The 18663-nt window shown below is 65.5% G+C and carries 16 protein-coding genes; 10 read left to right on the forward strand and 6 right to left on the reverse strand.

Going from position 1 to position 18663, the window contains the following annotated elements:
• Window positions 1–48: 48 nt before the first annotated feature.
• Entirely contained in the window at window positions 49–582 is a 534-nt protein-coding gene (locus RDV55_RS04345) for an OmpA family protein (RefSeq protein ID WP_111823186.1), read from the reverse strand.
• Between the two features lie 5 nt (window positions 583–587).
• Window positions 588–1202: a hypothetical protein gene (locus RDV55_RS04350; protein ID WP_245907642.1), complete on the reverse strand. Its 615-nt coding sequence runs from the start codon at window positions 1200–1202 to the stop codon at window positions 588–590.
• A 218-nt stretch (window positions 1203–1420) separates the two neighbouring features.
• Between RDV55_RS04350 and RDV55_RS04355 the strand changes: the two genes are divergently transcribed.
• A complete protein-coding gene (locus RDV55_RS04355; RefSeq protein ID WP_111823188.1) occupies window positions 1421–2731 on the forward strand; it encodes an alpha/beta fold hydrolase in 1311 nt (436 codons plus the stop codon).
• A 31-nt stretch (window positions 2732–2762) separates the two neighbouring features.
• Window positions 2763–3281, forward strand: a complete 519-nt coding sequence (locus RDV55_RS04360) for a peptidase S9 (RefSeq protein ID WP_165835835.1) — start codon at window positions 2763–2765, stop codon at window positions 3279–3281.
• Window positions 3282–3303: 22 nt separating this feature from the next.
• On the opposite strand, the gene RDV55_RS04365 is transcribed toward RDV55_RS04360, so the two are convergent.
• The 4 genes from RDV55_RS04365 to RDV55_RS04380 form a co-directional block, all read right to left on the reverse strand.
• Window positions 3304–4383, reverse strand: a complete 1080-nt coding sequence (locus RDV55_RS04365) for a tetratricopeptide repeat protein (protein WP_111823189.1) — start codon at window positions 4381–4383, stop codon at window positions 3304–3306.
• A gap of 66 nt (window positions 4384–4449) precedes the next feature.
• Window positions 4450–6042, reverse strand: a complete 1593-nt coding sequence (locus RDV55_RS04370) for an ATP-binding protein (protein WP_111823190.1) — start codon at window positions 6040–6042, stop codon at window positions 4450–4452.
• Window positions 6043–6099: 57 nt separating this feature from the next.
• Entirely contained in the window at window positions 6100–6675 is a 576-nt protein-coding gene (locus tag RDV55_RS04375) for a hypothetical protein (protein WP_111823191.1), read from the reverse strand.
• A 136-nt stretch (window positions 6676–6811) separates the two neighbouring features.
• Entirely contained in the window at window positions 6812–7138 is a 327-nt protein-coding gene (locus RDV55_RS04380; protein WP_245907643.1) for an ABC transporter permease, read from the reverse strand.
• Window positions 7139–7366: 228 nt separating this feature from the next.
• Between RDV55_RS04380 and nrdF the strand changes: the two genes are divergently transcribed.
• From nrdF to pknB, 8 genes are all read left to right on the forward strand, one after another.
• Window positions 7367–8329, forward strand: coding sequence for a class 1b ribonucleoside-diphosphate reductase subunit beta (gene nrdF, locus RDV55_RS04385; RefSeq protein ID WP_111823192.1), 963 nt, complete (start codon window positions 7367–7369; stop codon window positions 8327–8329).
• Between the two features lie 423 nt (window positions 8330–8752).
• On the forward strand, window positions 8753–9454 hold the full coding sequence (locus tag RDV55_RS04390; protein ID WP_111823193.1) for an FHA domain-containing protein: 702 nt from the start codon (window positions 8753–8755) through the stop codon (window positions 9452–9454).
• 4 nt (window positions 9455–9458) lie between these two features.
• Complete coding sequence (locus RDV55_RS04395) at window positions 9459–9959, forward strand: FHA domain-containing protein FhaB/FipA (RefSeq protein WP_111823194.1); 501 nt, start codon at window positions 9459–9461, stop codon at window positions 9957–9959.
• A 1-nt stretch (window position 9960) separates the two neighbouring features.
• The gene (locus RDV55_RS04400; protein ID WP_111823195.1) at window positions 9961–11262 is read left to right on the forward strand and encodes a PP2C family protein-serine/threonine phosphatase; all 1302 of its coding nucleotides are present in this window, start codon (window positions 9961–9963) and stop codon (window positions 11260–11262) included.
• Window positions 11262–12641 (forward strand): FtsW/RodA/SpoVE family cell cycle protein, encoded by a 1380-nt coding sequence (locus tag RDV55_RS04405; protein WP_111823196.1) that lies wholly within the window; start codon window positions 11262–11264, stop codon window positions 12639–12641. The genes RDV55_RS04400 and RDV55_RS04405 overlap by 1 nt, the downstream gene beginning before the upstream one ends.
• A gap of 3 nt (window positions 12642–12644) precedes the next feature.
• On the forward strand, window positions 12645–14096 hold the full coding sequence (locus RDV55_RS04410; protein WP_111823197.1) for a peptidoglycan D,D-transpeptidase FtsI family protein: 1452 nt from the start codon (window positions 12645–12647) through the stop codon (window positions 14094–14096).
• Window positions 14097–14107: 11 nt separating this feature from the next.
• A complete protein-coding gene (locus RDV55_RS04415) occupies window positions 14108–15970 on the forward strand; it encodes a protein kinase domain-containing protein (RefSeq protein ID WP_111823198.1) in 1863 nt (620 codons plus the stop codon).
• Window positions 15943–17967 carry a Stk1 family PASTA domain-containing Ser/Thr kinase gene (gene pknB / locus RDV55_RS04420; RefSeq protein ID WP_111823199.1) on the forward strand — a complete coding sequence of 675 codons (2025 nt, stop codon included), beginning with the start codon at window positions 15943–15945 and terminating at the stop codon, window positions 17965–17967. Before RDV55_RS04415 ends, pknB begins: the two co-directional genes overlap by 28 nt.
• Window positions 17968–18663 lie beyond the last annotated feature (696 nt).

Consider the following 18663-nt stretch of genomic DNA (forward strand, 5'->3'; position numbering starts at 1 on the left):
CCTTGGAGTGCGATCGGTGCACGGGAGAGCAGCGACCGAGCGCGGGTGTCACTTCTGCGCGCGGATCTCGACGCGCCGGTTCTGGGCGCGCCCCTCGTCCGTCTCGTTGTCGCCGATGGGCTCGGCTTCTCCCTTCCCATCGGTCGTGATCGACAGGCCGGGAACCTTGCCTGTGAGGTAGTCGCCCACGGCCTTGGCCCGACGCTTGGAGAGATCGAGGTTGTGGGCGTCATCGGCTACTGAGTCGGTGTGGCCCATGACGGAGACCGTCGAGGGCTTAGCCTTGGTCCACTCCGACGCTAGGGAGTCGAGGACCTCCTTAGCACGCGCCGTGAGCTGATCAGAGTCGACCTCGAAGTTGACATCCCCCGAAAGCGTAGTGACCGTGGCATCGGGCTGCTCCGCCGTGGCGACCGCACCGTCGATCGTGGAGACGGAGAAGATGATCTTGACGGGTTCGGGGAACTCGATCGTCGCCACTGGCCACTCCACCTTGTCCGCGGCCAGGGCGGGGCTCGCGCCCACGGCGGCCACGAGCGCGAGGGCAGCAGCTGCTACCGCGCGCCTCCTCATCATGGTCATGACGCTCACTCCCTGGTCACCGGGATGCCCTCGAAGGGGGCGACGTTCGGTATCGTCACGGTGACAGCACCCACCCCTTCGGGCAGCTCCTTGAACGTCGTGAAGACGGTCCGAGATTCGCCGGGTTCGAGCGAGGAGGCGTCGAGTTCGCTGCACATGCAGGACTTGTCCGCCGCCTTTCCGGGCGAGTAGACGAGGCTGTTTTGCGGGTCAGCGAGCTTCACATCGTCGGACAGCAGGTTGTTGCCCCCGAATGAGACGTACCACATCAGGGTCCCCGTGGAACCGGTGTTCGTGACGGTGAAGGTCAGCGTCGTGACCCCGTTCTTGACGACCACGGAGTTCACGTCCACGCGGAAGTTCTTATCGTTGATCGCTCCCTCCCAGGTGCCTTGAACCCCAGACGCGGCGGGCTTGGCGGTGCCCGTCGCCTGGGGCGAAGAAGTTGCCTGAGATCCCCCGGTGCCATTCGATTGGGATGCGGCCGGAGCCGGACTGGATCCGCCGCCTTCATCCTGCTTGCTGATGCCGAGTTGGCAGCCGCTCATGGCAATCGCGAGGGGGAGCGCGGTCAGGGCCGCGAGCGCCCTACGTGTTATGCCGCTCCTATGTGCCTTCATGTCGATCATCCTCCGGTGTTGTTCAGTCGTATGTATCCCGGCGCCCGGTGCGCCGATGTATGAACTCTAACTGCGCTGTTTATCCATATGATCGCAGCCGTGTCGCAGTCTTGCGACACCGTTTCACACACCGGAAAGAGCGCTGAAGTTCATGTCGGAAACCCCGCAGTCAGAGGGGGCACCCACCTCGGCGACGCGAACACGATAGGATTGTGCACATGCACACAGAGTCGTACTTGCATCACGGTCACGCGGTGTACGAGCACCGCCTAGAGGTTCCGTTGGACCACCTGCGCCCCTCCGGGGACGACAATCCGACGATCGAGATTTTCGCGCGCGAGGTCGTGCGCAAGGGCCGCGAGGAGTGCCCCTACGCGGTGTTCCTGCAGGGCGGACCGGGCTATCCGAGCCCGCGTTTCGGCACGTTTAGCGGCGGCTGGATGAATCGTCTCCTGCAGGACTACAGGGTGGTGCTCCTCGATCAGCGAGGAACCGGCCAGTCCACGCGCATGGACGCCCAGGCGCTCTCCCACCTGGCCACGGACGATGAGAAGGCCGCGTACCTGCGCCACTTCCGCCAGGATCAGATCGTGTACGACGCGGAGGCGCTTCGCCGCGAGCTGTGCGGCGATGAGCCGTGGACGACGCTCGGACAGTCCTTCGGTGGCTTCATCACGACCTCGTACCTGTCGCTGGCCCCCCAGGGCCTGAAGGCCAGCATGATCACGGGAGGTCTACCCGGCCTCGTCCATGTGGACGACATCTACCGGCTCACCTACGAGCGCACTGCGGCGCGCAATCGGGCGTACTTCCAGCGCCACCCCGGCGACGAGAAGACGGTGCGCCAGCTGTGCGCGCACCTGGCGGACACGGAGGAGACGCTGCCGACGGGCGAGCGCCTCTCCCCTGCGCGCCTGCGCATTATCGGCATGATGCTGGGCGGGCAGGGCAACACGGATCAGCTGCACTACCTACTCGAGGGCCCGTGGGTAAGCGTCGGCGGGCAGCGTCGTCTCTCATCGCAATTCCTGGCGGCGATCGGCTCTCAGGTGGACGTCGCACCGATCTACGCCGTGTTCCAGGAGTACATCTACGCGTGCGCGACGCCGGAGCTTGTCGGCACGGCGACGGGGTGGGCGGCGGATCGCCTGGCCGAGGAGGTCCCGGGCTTCGCGAAGGACGCGGACCCGCTGGACGAGAGCGAGCCGTTCTACCTGACGGGCGAGCACTTCATGCGTCGCGTTTTCGACGAGGACCCGGGCTTGGCACCGCTGAAGGGCGCGGCGGAGATTCTCGCGTCGACGACGGAGGCGGTGCCGGTCTATCTGCCGGATGTGCTCGCGCGCAACACTGTGCCGGTGGCTGCGGCCGTGTACTACGACGATATGTTCGTGCCGCGCGAGCTATCCCTGGAAACGGGCGAGTTGATCGGCGCGCGCCACTACATCACGAACGAGTACCAGCACGACGGATCCGCCTATTCGGGCGGAAAGGTCGTCTCTCACCTACTTGACTTGCTCGCGGATTGATTCGCGCGCTCACCTATTGAAAGGAACGACTATGACCGTGTCGACAACCTGTTCTTGTCCGTGCGTTGCGTCGGTGGATCCGACTCGGGTCGCGGGCTTCGCGGCGGGCGTGGGCGCGACCGTCGCCTGGTATGCGCTGCCGGATTACGTTCGTTCTCGCCCGCTGCGCGGCCTCGTGAAGGCGGGCTTGCTGGGCGTGCTGGGCTGGTCGATGGTAGCGCAGCTACCGGAGCCCTCCGCCCTTACGCCTTACGACGACGAGGACGCGGATTGCTCGAAGGCGTCTCCCGTCGCAGGCGAGGATCCGCTCGACGGCGTCACGGAGGCGGACCCGTCCGAGCTTGCGGTTCTCGCGGGCGCTGCTCTAGGTTCGGCGATGATCACCGTCGGCGTGGAGCGCTGGCTGTTCCGCCGCGGTGAGCGTCGCCGCGCACAGGGGTCACGTTTCGCTCATACGAGGCAGGGGCTGGTCCTGGGCGGCCTGGAGGCCGCTTTGACCGCGCTGACGTTTGGTGCGGGCGCCGCACGCGAGAGGCTCTCGAAGGGCTGAGACGCTTCGTGCGGCCCGCTCGTCAGCGTTGACGCACGAAGATCATGTAGCGGGCAACGGCGGCACCGACCCATCCGCAGCCCATGAGGAGGATGGGCACACCCACGGCCGTCCACCACGAGGAGGCGGGAACGAAGTACCTCACGACCCCGAATGCTGCGGGGGTGAGCGCGAGGGTTGCGATCGAGATCGTCGCAACCCTCGCGCCGATGGGGCGGCGCTTGAACGCGAGGTTCAGGACGTCGCGGCGCTTCTTGCCCTGACCGGCGGCGACCCGCGAGATGTGCTGGCGTACTGCGGAGCCCATGGCGCGCAGGGGAAACAGTGCGGTCCACGCCAGCCCAACGATGAGGGCTACCTGACGACTGCCGAGCGCGTAGACGAGACCGGCAATCGACCAGCCGATCAGGTAGGCGACCGACAGGCCCAAGCACAGGGTGAACAGCGGTTTGAACACCAGCCAGTGCAGCTGATTTTCGTAGACGTTGGCGGCGGGGTTCTCCTCGAGGAGGTCGCGGTACAGGCGGCTGCTGGCGTCGGCGTGGTCGCCTGCTTCGAGGGAAGCGATGGATTCTCGAGCGGCCACATTTTCCGGCTCAAGCGCGAGGACGCGTTGGAAGACTTCGAGCGCTGCTTTCTCGTCATCCCTGGCGAGCACCCTGCCAAGGGTGTTGAGCACAAAGGAGTCTTCGGGGTCGAGATTCTCGGCTTCACGCGCTGCGTGCAGCGCCTCCTCCCACCGGTGGTTACGCGCAAGAGCGCGGGCCTTCGTGGCATGGCTAGGACCCAATTCTGGACTGCTCTCGACGAGGCGTGTTGCATGGTCGAGCGCGCGACGAGAATCCGGCTCTAGGTGCGCCAGCCAGTACAGCGCCATCGCGTGATTGGGCGAGGCTTCGATGGCTCGTCGGGCGCACTCATACGCCTTTTCCTTCTGATCGAGGGTCAGGTGGGCTTGGGCGAGGGCGCAATTCACTCGCGCCGCGACCTCCGGATCGCTCTGAGGGATCGTGGCGAGCTCTTCGATGGCCTGTTGGGGACGCTTGATGTCGATCAAGAAATAGGCGCGCTCAATCCGCCCCTGGATGTCATCGTTGGACATCGATCCTCCTCGGTCTCAACGAGCAAACGGCGAGTGGTGGGCGGCGTACTGACACCGCCCACCACCTCACATGAGGTTGTTTGCCCTCATGTACTCGGCGAGGTCGTCGTATTGGCCGTCTCGGTTGCCGTATTCGATGAAGTTGCGGGCGGTCACGAACCAGGGCCCAGCGCTGGGCCGAATCTGCTCCAGAGCCCTCAGGAAGTCGTGCATGGTCACCATGCGCACATTGCCGGTACGCACGGAGTCCATCATCGCGTATTCGACGGCGCTGTCGACCAGGTGGGCCAGGTCGGCACCGGTGAATCCTTGGGTGCGCTGCACGAGGTGGCCCAGGTCGATGCCTTCGACGGGGCGGGACTTGAGGTGGTGGTAGAGGACTGCCTGTCGGGCGGGGCCGTCGGGTGGCAGGACGGCGACGCTGCGGTCGAAGCGTCCGGGCCTGCGCAGCGCGGAGTCCACGTCCCACGGGGTGTTGGTGGCGGCGAGGATGAAAACGCCTTCGTTATCGGATCCGATGCCATCCAGTTCCATGAGGAGCTGGTTGGTGATCGGTCGCATGTAGTACGATCCGGCGTGCGATCGCCGCATGCCGATCGCATCGATTTCGTCGAGGAAGAGCACGACGGGTGCGTTGGCACGCGCGGTCTCGAAGAGCTCGTGGAGGTTAGCTTCCGATTCACCGAGGTAGCGTGCCATGACATCGCTGATCCTGACGTTCATGAATGCGGCGCCGACCTCGCCGGCGAGAGCGCGGGCGATGTAGGTCTTGCCGCATCCGGGAGGACCGTACAGCAGCAGGCCGCCGTTGAGGCTCTTGCCGTAGAGCTTGCGGATTTCCGGGTTGCGCAGCGGGGCCAGGAAGGCCGTGGTGAGGCGGTCCTTGACGGACTGCATGCCGCCCACGTCCTCCAGCGTTGACGTCACACTCTCGATGTCCCAACCCTCACCCTGGGGTTTGTCGTCAACTTCGATTTCGCCTTCGACTTCCCCCTGCTTCACGAATGCGGGCGCAGGCCCGCCGACCTGCTTCTCGGCACTCTTCCAGTCGAAGCTTTGCTCTTTGGCGCCATCGGCATGAGCGGCGCCATCACGCTCGTCTCCGGCCTCAGCCGCCGGAGCGTCTTCCTCGCCGGGGGCCGCTTCCTCGGTCGCATGCGGGAAGGCCGAGGGATGCACCGTCACGATCGCGGGAATGCCTGCATCCTCCGAGGCGTGGGCCGCCGCAGTGGACTCGTCGGCAGCGCCGCCGTCGGGTACGCCCTGAATCTGGGACGCGTCCTGGGGGTGGGGGACGGGTTTTTCAGCCGGTTCCGCGGCGGACGCCACGGCCGCGTCGACAGCAGGGGTCGAGGGCACGGTGTCTTCGGTAAACGCCGGGGAATCTTCGGCCACGGGACTCTCCGAGGCCGGGGCCGCCTCGTCAGGGGAGACACCAGCCGCCGGAGCGGGGGCCTCGGGTGCGCCGAGGGCGCTGCGCATGAGGGCAGCGACGCGCTCGTTGGTCGGGTCGGCGGCGAGAATGACGGCGAGATGAGGGATGGCTTCGCCGCCCCTCCCCTCAGCGATCAGGAGTTCCGCGAGATGCTCGCGCAGGGGGTGATCCTCGGGCCGCTGTTCGATGATCGACACGAGGGAATCAATGAGGGGATTCGTCATGCCCACAAGCCTACCGGCTGGCAGGCTCGCAGGTGCACGCGCGGATTGACCGGTGAATCAGAGCGTTCGGGCCAAGATCCTGCGCAGCGCCTGGCAGGAACGCCACGAGTCCAGGAGGCCCATCGCGAGAGGCAGGGAGACGAGAGCGGCCAAGAGTGCGGATTCGGTGGCGATCGCGATACCCCCGACGGCGAGGAATCCGATAAACCACGCGAGGCGCATGCGTGCGCAGGCCGTCAGGATGGCGCCGTCGCGCCGGGCAGCGCGCAGAGCTGCGTGAGAGTTGGAGAAGATGACGAGGTCTTCGTTGCCATCCCATTCCTGGTGCCACCGGCGCGCCACGACGATGAGGGCGGTGAGTAGCGCAAGGAGGATCAGGCCCCCACCGAGAAGGAGGCCAAGAGTCAGTGCGGCGAGCTTTTCGGTCACCGGATCGGGCATGGAGGACAGCTCGACGATGGCGACGACCGTACTCAGGGACACGATGAGCAGGACGGTGACGATATCGATGGCGAGATTGATGCGCCCCTGCTTCTGCTGCCCGGAGCGCACGCGGTTGTAGCGACGCAACTGATCGTTCCCCAGACGGTAGGGCCTGGAGACTGCGGCGAATTCTAAGGGCTGATATGTCACGCCCTCACCATAGCGCTGTCCGTTGATTATTCACTCCTTACAAGGCAACTGTCAGGCGCGCGATGCGCCACATTTTTAATGGTCAGGATATAGCCATAGCACACGTCGTGGCAATGGCTTACACGGGACGATCAGGTCAATGTGTCAGCTCCATACGAGTGAAGAGAACGGGGCCTACCAGCACAGACATCCGAATAGAGTCCATGACGGAACTACCCCGGTGAGGGCATCGCTTGGGCAGGAGGATGAGGGTCAGGCGTACAGCGGGAGGCAACACCCGATGAAACAGCGCGATCCGGAGGAACGCGGAGGCGTATCCGCTCAGCTCCGACGCCTCGTTCAGAAGGAAGAAGAAGAGCGCCAGCTCGTCCGTCATGAGGTGCAGAGTCAGGAGATAGCCCAGTCCCGCGCCGAAACCACCGACGATCGCAACACTCCGAGCCCCCTCGAGCCCGAAGGTCACGCGCCTGAGCATTCGTCGTCAGTCCCGGTTGGCGAGCGCGGCATCAACGTTCGCGAAGGTGGGCGTCGTCATGGCGGACACGACGCCGCCCTGACCTCCACCGAGGTGACCTCGTCCACGAAACACGGTCCACCGGCCTCGTCGCGAGCCTCGCACCCACTATCCTGGAGCCTATACGCGAGGTCGCCCCGACCTCGTCCGTCCGACAGCGTACTTATAGGAGCCCCCATGGCGACCGAGCCCGTGTTCGAGGCCATCAACTGGAATAAGATCCAAGACGACAAGGACCTTGAGGTCTGGGATCGCCTGACGGGTAACTTCTGGCTACCTGAGAAGATTCCGCTGTCGAACGACCTGCCGAGCTGGAAGACCCTCACCAAGGACGAGCAGCTCATGACGAACCGCGTGTTCACGGGCCTGACCCTGCTGGACACGCTCCAGGGCACGGTCGGCGCGGTGTCGCTCATCCCGGACGCTCGCACCCCGCACGAGGAGGCCGTCTACACAAACATCGCGTTCATGGAGTCGGTGCACGCCAAGTCCTACTCGTCGATCTTCTCAACGTTGCTGTCCACGGAGGAGATCAACGAGTCCTTCCGCTGGTCGAACGAGAACGAGGCCCTGCAGAAGAAGGCCGAGATCATCAAGTCCTACTACGACGGCAACGACGCGGAGAAGCGCAAGGTCGCCTCGACGATGCTCGAGTCTTTCCTCTTCTACTCTGGCTTCTACGCGCCCATGTACTGGAGCTCGCACGCGAAGCTGACGAACACGGCCGACCTGATTCGCCTCATCATCCGCGACGAGGCCGTCCACGGCTACTACATCGGCTACAAGTACCAGCTGGCCGTCAACGAATCGAGCCAGGAGCGCCAGGACGACCTGCACGACTACACGTACTCGCTGCTGTACGAGCTCTATGAGAACGAGGAGCAGTACACGGAGGACCTGTACGATCCGCTCGGCCTGACCGAGGACGTCAAGAAGTTCCTGCGCTACAATGCGAACAAGGCACTCATGAACCTGGGTTACGAGGCCCTGTTCCCCGCCGATGCCACCGACGTGAACCCCGCAATCCTGGCGGCCCTGAGCCCCAACGCGGACGAGAACCACGACTTCTTCTCGGGTTCCGGCTCGTCCTACGTGATGGGCGAGGTCGTGGACACCGAGGATGAGGACTGGGACTTCTGATCGGTCCGAGGCCGTTGCTGGGCTGCGCTAACGCCACGGCCTGACCACATTTCTCATCTCACGACGCTCGTGGGTGCGCCCGCCATCCGGCAGGCGCACCCACGTCGTTATCCCGCGCGGCGCGCCCGACGCGCTCCCTAAGCCAACAGCGCGACGCTGCGAGTGTCCACACTCTGTTTGCTCGCACACACTTATCGTCACACATGTAACATTTACACCAGAAGTCACAGTCGCACCATTGCGGAGTATTCCCCGTCGTGGCGCGCATCCGGAACGAATGCTGAGCCTTTGCTCATCGGGAACATCCCGGCAGATGAGGCCACAGCGCTTCCCACGCCGGTTAGACTGTAACCGGGAGCGGCTGCGCTTCCAGACAGAACGTACGTCGCGCACAGGGCGCGGGGGAATGAGGAGAGCACGACTATGAGCATCTTCGACCGCTTCGAGAGCGCCGTCGAGAGAGGCGTCAACGGCGCCTTCTCACGCGTGTTCCGGTCGGGGATCAAGCCCGTGGACATCACCACGGCGATCCGCCGCGCCATGGACGAATCCGTCCAGGAAGTCTCCGCCTCCCGCATCATCGCCGCGAACCACTTCACGGTCTACGCCTCGCGCGCCGACCTGGCCTCCCTCGAAGCGTCCCTTGACGTCCTCGCCGACGAGTTCGCCCAGCAGGCCACCGAGCACGCCTCAGCAAACAGCTACTCCCTCCTCGGCCCCGTCACGATCGAATTCATCGCCGACGCATCCGAGCCCAGCGGCACCCTCAAGGTCGACGCCGAAAACCGCAGGGGACCCGCTGCCCCCGCCACGGCCTCGTCCGCATCCCCCGAACACCCCATCATTGACGTCGACGGTGAAAAGTGGCTGCTCACCGAGCCAGTAACCGTCATCGGACGCGGCTCCGAAGCCGACATCGTCGTCAACGATTCGGGCGTCTCACGTCGCCACCTTGAGCTGCGCATTACGCCCACCGGCGTCATCGCGACCGACCTTGGATCCACCAACGGATCCTTCGTCGAAGGCCACCGCATCGACGCAGCGACCCTGCTCGACGGCAACCAGATCGTCATCGGACGCACCAAGATCCTCTTCTGGACCCACCCAGACCAGAGCGGAGTTTAATGAAGTGACCACCGACCTCGCATTCACTGTCTTCCGCATCGGGTTCCTGGTGCTCCTGTGGCTCCTCGTACTCGCGGCTGTCAACACCCTGCGACGCGATATCTTCGGCACCGTCGTCACCCCGCGCGGAAAGGGACGCGACAAGGCCACGTCACGCCGTAAAGCCTCCCACGACAAGCGCAAGGACAAGAAGCGCACCTCCTCGAACCCGCTGGCCCCCAAGGATCTCCTGGTGACCGGCGGCCCGCTCGTTGGCACCATGCTGCCACTCGGCGAAGCCCCCATCGTCATCGGCCGCTCCCCCGCGTGCACCCTCGTGCTCGAAGACGAGTACGCCTCCAGCCGCCACGCGGCCCTGACCCCCCAGTCCGACGGCTGGTGGATCGAAGACCTCTCCAGCCGAAACGGCACCTTCATCGACGACGAACGACTGAGCACACCGCGTCAGCTCAAGATCGGTGACGTCATCCGTATCGGCCAGACGACTCTCGAATTGGTGGGTTGATATGTCAGGAAACGCCGTTCAATTCCACTACGCTGCCCGCTCCGACGTGGGCCTCGTACGTTCCAACAACCAAGATTCCGGCTACGCCGGCTCAAACCTCCTCGTCCTCGCCGACGGTATGGGCGGCCCCGCGGGCGGCGACATCGCCTCCTCGGTCGCCCTCGCGCACCTCGTGCCCCTCGACACGGACTCGCACCCGGCCGACTCGATGCTGCCCCTGCTGCGCGAGGCACTCCTCGACGCGCACGAGGAACTCACCGACCGCTCGAGCCGCGACCGCGACCTCGAGGGCCTCGGCACCACCTGCATTGCGCTCATGCGCAGCGGCAACCGCCTCGCCATGGTTCACATCGGCGACTCGCGCGCCTACGTGTTGCGCGGCGACACGCTCACGCAGGTCACGACCGACCACTCCTTCGTGCAGTACCTGGTCGACACCGGCCAGATCACGCCCGAGGAAGCTGAACACCACCCCAACCGCAACGTCGTCCTGAAGATCCTCGGCGATGCGCAGGCCGACGTCGCCCCCGACGAGACGATCCGCGAGGCCGTCGTCGGCGACCGCTGGATGCTGTGCTCTGACGGCCTGTCCGGCCTCGTCTCCCCCGAGACAATCGGCCGGGTCATGGCCGACATCGACGATCCGGGTGAGTGCGCCGAAGAGCTGATCCGCCTGGCCCTTCTGGGCGGCGGCCCCGACAACATCACGTGCGTCATCGCGGACATCGTTTCCGCCGGCACGTTCCCGCCCGCTCCCCCGCAGATCGTCGGTGCCGCGGCCATCGACCGCAACGCCAAGTCACGCGGAGGCGACGGCGCGGCTGCACGCGCTGCCGCCCTGGGTTCCTCCTCCTCGGACATCGTTTCCGACAAGGACGAGGCCCCCATCGACCTCAAGCCCCGTTCCTCCTGGTGGACCCCCGTGTTCATCTCGCTGGTGACGGTCCTCGTCGTCGCGGCCTCGTGGCTGTCGTGGAAGTGGACGCAGACCCAGTACTACGCGATCGGCCAGGACGGGTACGTCGTCATCTACCAGGGCATTCCTCAGGCGATCGGCCCGTGGCAGCTGTCGCACGCGGTCGAGGTCTCGAATGTCGCCCTCGCTGACCTGTCCCCCGTCGACCGCCAGCGCCTCGACACGCCAGTGCTGCGTTCCTCGCGCGCCGACATTGACTCCTACATCGAGGGCCTCAGGCGCTCTGTGGCCGACAAGGTCTCATCCCCCTCGTCCTCGACGAGCCAGTCGGGCATGCCCCAGTCCGGCACGCCCCAGTCAGGGGAGCAGAGCGGGGGCGACTCCTAATGGCTACCGTATCGATCGCGCCCGCCCGGCCTCGCCGCTTCCTCGAGCTGACCCTCATGGGGTTGGCTCTGGCGATCGGCATCGCCGGCTACGTGCTCACGTCGCTGAACTACACCGGGGCAATCCCCCCGAACCTGCTGACGCAGGTCGGCGTGCTCGTTGTGCTCGCCATCATCGCCGAGGTCGGCGTGCACTTCCTCGCACCCTACGCGGACCCGGTCATCCTGCCGGTCGCGGTCGCTCTGACGGGCCTCGGGCTGGCGATGATCTACCGGCTCGACCTGTCCTACGCCCGCAGGGACGAACCCGTGGTGGGATTCCGCCAGGCGCTGTTCGTGGGCATCGCAATCGTTATCGCTGCGATCATTTTGATCGCGCTGCGCGACCACCGCATGCTGCGCAGGTACACCTACACCTTCGGTGCCCTGTCACTGTTCCTGCTTCTTTTGCCGATGATTCCGGGCCTGGGCCAGGAGACTTTCGGCGCGCGCGTGTGGATTCATCTGGGCCCCATCTCTGTCCAGCCCGGCGAGCTCGTGAAAATCACGCTGGCGATCTTCTTCGCCGGATACCTCGTGACCAACCGCGACAACCTGGCGATCGGCGGCCGAAGGTTCCTCGGGATGCGCCTGCCGCGCGCACGCGATCTCGGCCCGATCATGGTCGTGTGGCTGATCGGCATCGCGATCCTCGTGCTGCAGCGTGACCTCGGCACATCGCTGCTCTTCTTCGGCCTCTTCGTCGCAATGCTGTACGTCGCAACGAACCGCGTGTCGTGGCTCGTCATCGGCTTCACGCTCTTCGTTCCAGCCGTCCTCGTGGCGGTGAAGTCCTTCAGCCACGTGCAGACGCGCTTCAACATCTGGCTCAACGCCCTCGACCCCGAGGTATACGAGAACGGGTCTTACCAGCTCGTCCAGGGCCTGTTTGGTCAAGCTTCCGGAGGCCTCATGGGCACCGGTTGGGGCCGCGGCTACCCGCAGCTGGTGCCGCTGGCGAACTCGGACTTCATCCTGTCCTCCTTCGCCGAAGAGCTGGGGCTGACCGGCACGGCCGCCATCCTGGTCCTGTACCTGATCCTCATCGAGCGCGGACTGCGCGCGGCACTGACGGTGCACGACGGTTTCGGCAAGCTCCTGGCGACCGGCCTAAGCTTCTCGCTGGCCATTCAGCTCTTCGTGGTGCTCGGCGGCATCACACGCATCATTCCTCTGACCGGCCTGACGGCCCCGTTCCTGGCGGCAGGTGGCTCGTCGATGGTGTCCTCGTGGATCACCGTCGCCCTGCTGATCCGCGTGTCGGACGCAGCCAGGCGCCCGGCCTCAACCCCCGCGCCGTGGAACTCGGGAGTCCAACCGGCCGTAGGAGTGGGTGAGTAAGCCATGAACAATCAGATTCGCAAGATTTTCATCATCGTCCTGCTGATGTTCGCCCTACTCGGCGTGGGCGTCACGAACACGCAGTTCGTCTCCGCATCCTCGCTCAACGCCGACGCACGCAACCAGCGCACGATCCTGCACGCGGCCGAAACCGACCGCGGCCCGATCATCGTCGAAAAGACGGCGATTGCCTCCTCCGAACGCGAAGACGATTCTAAGCGCTACGCGCGTTCCTACTCCGAAGGTCCCCTGTATGCCTCGGTCACCGGCTACTTCTCGTCCGTCGGCAACACGTCGACCGGAATCGAAGCCGCCGAAGAGGACGTGCTGGACGGCCAGTCGCAGACGCTGCTCGGCCAGCGTCTGCGTAACCTCCTGACTGGACAGAACCGCCAGGGTGGGGGCGTGGAACTCACGCTCAACGCGGACATGCAGAAGGCAGCGGCCGAGGCGCTCGCTAACCGCAAGGGTGCCGTCGTGGCTCTCGACGCGAAGACCGGCTCGGTTCTGGCCATGTACTCCGCTCCGACCTTCGACCCGAACCAGCTCGCCTCCTCCGACGCGGGCGCGGTCTCGGACGCATTCTCCACGCTCTCCTCGGACCCCAGCAACCCGCTGCTCAACCGCGCGATCTCCGAGCGATACGCGCCCGGATCGACGTTCAAGGTCCTCACGACGATCGCCCTGCTCGAAAACGGCCTCGCCGAACCTGAGACTCATTTGTCTTCGCCCGTTTCCACGACCTTGCCCGGAACCGCGACCGAGGTCTCCAACATCGAGTCCTCGACCTGCGGCGACGGCAATCCCACACTCACAGAGGCCTTCGCCCGATCGTGCAACACGACCTTCGTCCTGGCCTCCGAGCAGCTGACGAACCAGCAGCTCACCGACGTCACGAACCGATTCGGCTTCGGCCGCGAGTCACAGATCCCGCTGTCCGTGACCCCCTCCGTTTTCCCGGCTGACGCCGATGCCGCGCAGCTCGCCATGAGCTCGATCGGGCAGTACACGGTCCAGACGACGCCCCTGCAGATGGCTCAAGTCGCCCAAACGATCGCCAACGAGGGACAGATGATGACGCCGTTCCTCATCAATTCGATTGTCGACGCGGACAACCAGGTCGTTCGCACGACCACCCCCACGGATGGTGGACGCCCCATCTCCGCGGAGACGGCCTCAAAGCTGCGCGCCATGATGGAAGCCGTCGTGTCACAGCCCTACGGCACGGGCACGACGATGGCGCTCCCGAACGTATCCGTGGCCGCCAAGACCGGCACCGCTGAGACCGGCGACGGGGACCGCGCTAACGCGTGGGCCATCGGTTTTGCGCCCGCGGACAATCCGCAGATCGCTTTCGCCGTCCTCGTCGAGGGCGACGACACCGACCCCACCCCGCACGGTGGCGACGTGGCCGGCCCGATCGCTCGGGCTGTCCTGGAAGCGGGGCTCAGGTGAGCGTTCCACGCATGACGTCAGGTGCCGGGCGAGTGCTCGGCGGTCGCTACACGCTGCTCACCCCGATCGCTCAGGGCGGCATGGGCGAGGTCTGGAAGGCCCGAGACCGGGTGAGCGGACACATCGTCGCCGCGAAGGTTCTTCGTCCCGAGCTTGCCGGCGAAGAGCTCTCCCTGTCGCGCCTGCGCCTCGAGGCCCGCAACTCGATGTCGATTTCCCACCCGAACATCGCGAACACACAGGATTCGGGCCAGGAGGACGGCATAGGCTGGATCATTATGGAGCTCGTCGACGGCTACCCGCTGACGGACTACCTGCGCGGCGGCTCGCGCATAGAGCCAGAGTACCTCATGCCGATCCTCATCCAGGTCGCCATGGCACTGGGTGCCGCGGCGCGCGCTGGCGTCGTCCACCGCGACATCAAGCCCGCAAACATCCTTGTTCGCCCTGATGGCATGGTGAAGCTGACTGACTTCGGTATCTCGCGTGCCACCGGCCAGGTCAACCTGACTGCCGCGGGCATGGTTATGGGCACCGCCCAGTACCTGCCGCCGGAACAGGCTATGGGTGAGGTCGCCACCCCCATCGGTGACCTCTACGCCCTCGGCGTCATTGCCTACGAGGCAGCGGCCGGGCGACGTCCGTTCACGGGTGAAACTCAGGTGGACATTGCGTTCGCACACGTCAACGACCCCGTGCCGCCCCTCCCCGACTTCGTTCCCGAACCTCTCGCCGACGTCATCTTGCACCTGCTGGAAAAGGATCCCGCAAAGCGCCCCGAGTCCGGGTCGGCCGCCGTCCGCGAGATCGCCGCAGCCGCCAAAGCCATGGGCATCTCCGTCACTCCTCGCCCCCTCCCCCTGCCGAAGGCCGCACAGCGCCCCGCGGAGGTCCGCACCCCCGTCCAGCCCTCGGTGCCGATCGTCGCGCCGGTTCGCCACCTGAGGCGCCGCACACTACCCGAGGACATGCTGCAGCCTCCCTCAGGGCTCACCCCCAAGGTGCGCACCACCACGGGTCGACATGCCGCTGTTCCTGTCCTGGACGAGGCGACGACGATCGCGCCATCTTCCTCGGCGATCCCGGTCACGGGCCGCCACGCCGCTGTCCCACGCGTCCTCGACGAGGCCGAAGTCCTTCCGACCTCCCGCCCCCTCTCCGCGCCCACACAGGGCTCTCCGGCCGTGGCCGCGCAAGCATCCTCGTCTACTGCCCCCGCGTCTGAGGACCGCCGCGCCGCCCTTGCCGAGCGTCTGCGCCAGCGCGCGGAGCGCCGCCAGGCCGAAGACGCCGCAGAAGCGGAGCGCCGCGCGCGCCTCGCCCGCGAAGAAGAAGAACGGCGTCAGCGTGAACTCGAAGAAGCACGTACCCGCCGCGAGGCCGAGCTGGCACAGCGCAAGGCCGCGCAGCGCAACACTCCCGCCATCCCCCAGCCCCGCTCCGAGCAGCCTCGCCGCGATAAGGCAAACCAGGGCTCGTCACCGCGCGCCACAACCGGCTCGACGCCCCGCGTCTACGGGACTGTCCCCCAGCCTCGGAGCGCCAATCCGTCGTCTCGTCCACGCCGATCCGTGTACGAGCCTCGACCCGACATGACCACGCGCGGCCCGCGCTGGCACGCGCTCGACGCCCGATCGGCTCTCGGGACGCGCCCGCCGGCCAAGACCACATACTCGCGCAGCGTGGTCGCACCACCCATCCCACCATCCAGGCAGATCATTCGCGCGGCAGTCGTCGCAATCATCGTGATTGCGCTGATCGCGCTCTCAGCTATTACGATCAAATACATGCTCGGCTCCCTGATTCAACCAAGTGCGGGAGCACACATTACCGAGGAGGTTAGGACATGGCAGAGCCCATGGCCCACCGTCTAGCTGGCCGGTACGAGATTCGCTCGCTCATCGGGCGCGGCGGAATGGCCGAAGTCCACCTGGGCTTCGACACTCGTCTCTCGCGCGTCGTCGCCATCAAGATGCTGCGGCGCGACCTGGCGCAGGATTCGATCTTCCAGGCGCGTTTCCGTCGCGAAGCGCAGTCAGCAGCGTCGCTGAATCATCCGAACATCGTCGCCGTCTACGATACCGGCGAGGAGATCATCGAGGACGCGACTGGCCGTTCGATCGCGGTTCCCTACATCGTCATGGAGTACGTGGAGGGACACACGGTCAAGGATCTCATCTCCGACGGCACGGCGGTTCCAATCAACGAGGCCATCGAGATCGTGTCGGGCGTTCTGTCCGCCCTCCAGTACTCGCACGCGAGCCACCTGGTGCACCGCGACATCAAGCCCGGCAACATCATGCTGACGTCGGAGGGCAAGGTCAAGGTCATGGACTTTGGCATCGCCCGCGCTCTCACGGACTCGCAGGCCACCATGACGCAGACGAACGCCGTCGTGGGCACCGCCCAGTACCTCTCCCCGGAACAGGCTCGCGGCGAGACCGTCGATGCGCGTTCCGACCTGTACTCGACGGGTGTCCTGCTCTTCGAACTGCTGACGGGCCGCCCGCCCTTTAAGGGCGACTCTGCCGTTGCCGTCGCGTACCAGCACGTCGAGCAGATCCCGCCCACGCCCTCGTCGATCCTGTCCGACATTCCGGACTCCCTCGACCGCGTGGTGCTCAAGGCCCTGGCTAAGAACCGCGACGACCGCTACCCGAGCGCCGCCGCGATGCTCTCCGACCTGCAGCGCGTCGCCCGCGGAATGGACGTGGGTGCCCCGCCAGCGGACTCGTGGGCCACCGAGGTTCTACCTGCCGCCGGCTTGGCTGGTGCCCAGACCGCTGCGACCACGCCGATGGCCGCCGTTGCCCCGCACACCCCCGCCCCGGCCACGGCGGCGACATCCACGTCGATGCCCGCGGTCGCCACAGCGGACGCGGACGACGACGCCCCGAGTTCCCGCAAGCGCCGCACGGCAATCATCGTCTTCCTGCTGCTCGCCGCGCTTGGCATCATCGGTGGATCGGTGTGGGCCCTCATGCGGGGTGCCGCCGAACCCGAGACGATCGCGGTCCCCAACGTTGTCGGCCTCACCCAGGCCGAAGCGAAGGCGCAGATCGAAGCTGCCGGCTTCACCTGGGAACTCAACCCCGACAAGGTCGCCTCCGACACCGTGAACGAGGGCTCCGTGGCCTCGACCGACCCGACGGCCGGCACACAGGCTACGAAGGGCGCAACTGTGCGCGTCACCATCTCCTCCGGCCCCGATTCGGTGACCCTGCCCGACAACCTTGTCGGCATGAGTCCCGACGACGCCCGTAAGGCCGTCGAGGCCCTCGGCCTGAAGTGGGAGCTTGACAGCAGCAAGGTTGCCTCCGACACCGTCCCCGAAGGCAAGGTTGCACAGACCAACCCCTCCCCCGGTTCGAAGGTGAAGGCTGGACAGACGATACGCGCATACCTGTCCTCCGGCTCCGACGAGGTGGAGGTCCCCGACCTGTCGGGCATGACCCAGGACCAGGCACGCAGCACCCTCAAGGGTGCCGGCCTGGAGCTGGGCAACGTGACGAGCGTGGACTCCGAGAAGGAGAAGGACCGCATCGTCGCGCAGGACCCCGAGACCGGAACGAAGGTCAAGAAGGGCACCACCGTCGGCGTGTCCATCTCGAGCGGTAAGCCCGCTCAGGTGGAGATTCCCACCGTCGTCGGCTTGGGCCGTGAAGACGCCGAGGCGCAGCTGAAGGCTCTCGGCCTGAACGTCACCGTCGAGGAAGTCGCGGGCAACCAGCCCGCCGGCCAGGTCCTGTCCGTCGAGCCCGGTGAGGGCTCGAAGGTCGACAAGAACTCCACCGTGAAGCTCAAGGTGTCGAAAGGTGAACAAACCGGCAACAACGGCGGCAACAACGGCGGGAACAACAAGCGGGGCTGAGTAGGTCCCGGACCCGCGTAGCGGTTGTTCCATCGCTCGGTGATTCCGTTGATCGGTTATCCCGTTGATCGGTTATCCCGTTGATCGGTGAGGCCCGCGCCTGCGAGGAGAAATCCTGCGGCGCGGGCCTCACTGGATGTGGGGCGTGCGCATGTTGGCCTCCAGAACGCAGATCAGCCGACCAGTCACTTGGCAAATAGGTGCTGTGCTGCGACGCGGACCAAAACAGACCCACCAAGAACCTATCCTTTACGCGGATAGGTTGTGACGATGTGGATAGGTTATCGGCATCCGGATAGGCAAATAAGCTATCCGCATGCGCGTAACCTATCCGGATACTTGCCCCTGTCGGAAGTACCTCCCACAAGCAGATCGACAGCACCGTCGTCACCACGTCACCCCACCAACGCTTGAAACCAACGACACCACTGCCGGCTCACGCACACCAACGCTTGAAACCAACGACACCACTGCCGGGTCACGCACGCTTTCGTTAAAAGCATTGGCTCGTTCGTTGAGGTCTTTCGACGGGTCATGCCACCCGAGACGACGTTGCCGCACAGAGCCCATGTTCACTTGAAACCAGTGGCACCACTGACAACGCGGGTTCGGCCCCGTATGAAACCGCAGGCACCACTGCCGGGTCACGCACACCATCTCCCGAAACCAACAACGCCACTGCCGGGTCACACGCAC

It is taken from the genome of Schaalia odontolytica, from assembly GCF_031191545.1.
GTDB lineage: Bacteria > Actinomycetota > Actinomycetes > Actinomycetales > Actinomycetaceae > Pauljensenia > Pauljensenia odontolytica.